2 protein-coding genes are annotated in these 2509 nt (G+C 66.8%); one reads left to right on the top strand and one right to left on the bottom strand.

Features of this window, described 5'->3' with window-relative positions; all coding sequences use genetic code 11:
• Positions 1 to 1140, bottom strand: a 1140-nt coding sequence (locus tag ABZ646_RS44800) for an IS3 family transposase (RefSeq protein WP_360533033.1), incomplete at its 3' end; no start/stop codon positions are given.
• 391 nt (positions 1141 to 1531) lie between these two features.
• On the opposite strand from ABZ646_RS44800, the gene ABZ646_RS44795 reads away from it, so the two are divergent.
• Positions 1532 to 2293 carry an SGNH/GDSL hydrolase family protein gene (locus ABZ646_RS44795; RefSeq protein ID WP_360533030.1) on the top strand — a complete coding sequence of 254 codons (762 nt, stop codon included), beginning with the start codon at positions 1532 to 1534 and terminating at the stop codon, positions 2291 to 2293.
• The last annotated feature ends 216 nt before the right edge of the window (positions 2294 to 2509 follow it).

The following is a 2509-nucleotide window of genomic DNA, read 5'->3' as shown; positions in this document are numbered from 1 at the left end:
CATGATGCTGTGACCAGCATGGATCCTTGATCGACAGGACTTTGAAACCGCCCTGGCGTTTGGGGCTGCCTGTGATCGGTGATGCCGGGCCTCGAATTCCTCGGGTGGGAGGTAGTCGAGGGCGGAGTGTAGGCGCTCGGTGTTGTACCAGCCCACCCATTGAACGACGGCACGTTCGACCTGGTCAGCGTCACGCCAGGGGCCTTGATGCTCGATCAGCTCGGCCTTGAAAGAACCGTGGAGAGCCTCGGCCATCGCGTTGTCATAGCTGTCCGCGACGGAGCCGACCGATGCGGTTGCGCCAGCCTCAATCAGCCGCTCACCGTACCGAATTGATAGGTATTGCGACCCGCGATCGCTGTGATGAATCAGACCCGAGCCCTTCTTGATTCCGCGCCGCCACAAGGCCATCTCCAACGCGTCCAGCGGGAGATCGGTCCGCATGTGGGCGGCGAGCTGCCATCCGACGATCATCCGCGAGTACACGTCCAGGACGAAGGCGACGTATGCCCAGCCCGACCAAGTGCGGATATAGGTGAGGTCGGCGACCCACAGCTGGTTCGGCCGGCTCGCGGTGAAGCGCCGGTTGACCAGATCGGGCGGCCTGGGCGCGGTCGGCTCGGGGATCGTGGTGCGGCGCCGCTGCCCGCGGATCACGCCTTCCAGGCTGTCTTCGCGCATGAGGCGCTCGATGGTGCAGCGGGCCGCGGTGATGCCTTCGCGCCGCAGCTGATGGTGGATGCGCCGGGCTCCATAGGTCTGGCCGGACGTGTCATGGATGCGCCGGATGTGCTCGATGAGCTGTTCGTCGCGCAGGCGCCGGGCGGACTTCGGGCGCCGACGGCGGGCGTTGAATGCCGAGACCGAGAGGTCCAGTTCCCGGCATACGGGCTCGACCCCGAAGTCGTTGCGGAGGTGGTTGATCACCGCGTCAGCCTCGTGCGGGGCTGGTAAGAGCTCCTTCGCGAAAAACACCGAGGCGGCCTTCAGGATCTCGTTTGCCCGACGCAACTCGGCTATTTCTCTGCGGAGTTGGGTCAGCTCGGTCCGCTCGGCGGTGGTCAGCAGATCAGGCCGGTCCCCCTTGTCCGCCTCGGCCTGGCGGACCCAGCCGCGCAGGGCCTCCTTGTGGATGCCCAGGTCCTTCGCGACATGAGCGACCGGACGGCCCGAGGTCTGGACTTCGCGGACGGCTCGCTCAGGGCGCCGCTGTCACCGCCCCCCGGGGCCCGGCCCGCTGCGGAGTAGATCGTGCGCTGCCTGATCTTGTGGTCAAGGCGGTGGTAGTTATCAGGTGCTGCGGGCGCGTGAGCGCCGTTTGGTTCAGGGGGGCGCGTGAAGGTCCTGTGGCGATAGCGCGCCCTTCGGGCGCCGGGTGAATACGCCTTAAGGTGCCAGGCCTTGCCTCATTACGATCCGTATCGGATCAAGCGCGCTACGCATTCGCGTGGCGTGGCAATGCCCAAGGGAGCAGCCCGTGCGTCACAAGCACCTCGTCGCTCTGTCCGCGATCACCGCGGCTACCGCGCTCATGTCCACCGCGGCCATCGCGCCGTCCGCCGCCGCGCCCCGTTCGGCAGTGCACTATGTCGCGCTCGGCGACTCGTTCTCCTCCGGTTCCGGCGCCGGCGACAACGACATGTCCAACTACTGCCGTCGCAGTCCCAACGCGTATCCGGCGCTGTGGGCGCGGGAGCACCACCCCGAGTCGTTTCGTTACGCGGCGTGCGGCGGGGCAGTCACCGCTGACGTGCGCGCAGAGCAAGTGGCCGCGCTCGACCGCGACACCACGCTGGTCACGATCACCATCGGCGGCAACGACGCGGACTTCGAGGGCGTCATCCTCGGCTGCATTCTCGCACCGGTCAACGCCGAGAAGTGCGATGCGGCACTCGACCACTCCGAGTCGGTCATCCACCACGAGCTGCCCGCACGGCTCGCCGAGACCTATCGGGATATCCGGGCTCACGCACCGCACGCTCGCGTGGTGGTGGCGGACTATCCGCACCTGTTCGACGCGAACACCACCTGTCTGGCTGCCACCAAGCCGCGCAGGGAGCGCATGAACAAGATGGCCGACGACGCCGACGCGGTGATCGAGCGCGAGGCGCACGCGTCGGGCTTCCACTTCGCCGACGTGCGGACCGCGTTCCACGGACACGAGGTGTGCAACCCGGGCGGCCTCTCCAACGAGTGGATTCTGCGCATCAAGAACGACTGGGAGTCCTACCACCCGACAGCCACCGGACAGCGCCACGGATACCTTCCCCCGGTGAGCGAAGCCATCGGCTGACCGTGAAGCCGGCCGGGTGATGCTCCCGGACAGGACTCAGCGGTCGACTTGCCGCTTCTCGCACGCTGTGGCCGGGCAGCCTCCTGCGATCCTGTGCATGCTGGATCCCGTCTCGGAAACGGGCTGAAAAGTGGTTCTGGTCCACTTCTTGTGGTGTGGTGACGGGTTGTCACGAGGTAGGGGCGTGATGGTTCACCGCCGCGGCGACAGGCCACG

The sequence above is a fragment of the Streptomyces sp. NPDC007162 genome, from assembly GCF_040634175.1.
Lineage (GTDB): Bacteria > Actinomycetota > Actinomycetes > Streptomycetales > Streptomycetaceae > Streptomyces.
The sequence above is the reverse complement of the archived record's forward strand: the minus strand, read 5'-3'. Positions and strand labels throughout refer to the sequence as shown.

Coding starts and splice junctions, on each gene's coding strand:
- ABZ646_RS44795 (WP_360533030.1), top strand. CDS start 1,532: ATGTCCACCGCGGCCATCGCGCCGTCCGCCGCCGCGCCCCGTTCGGCA.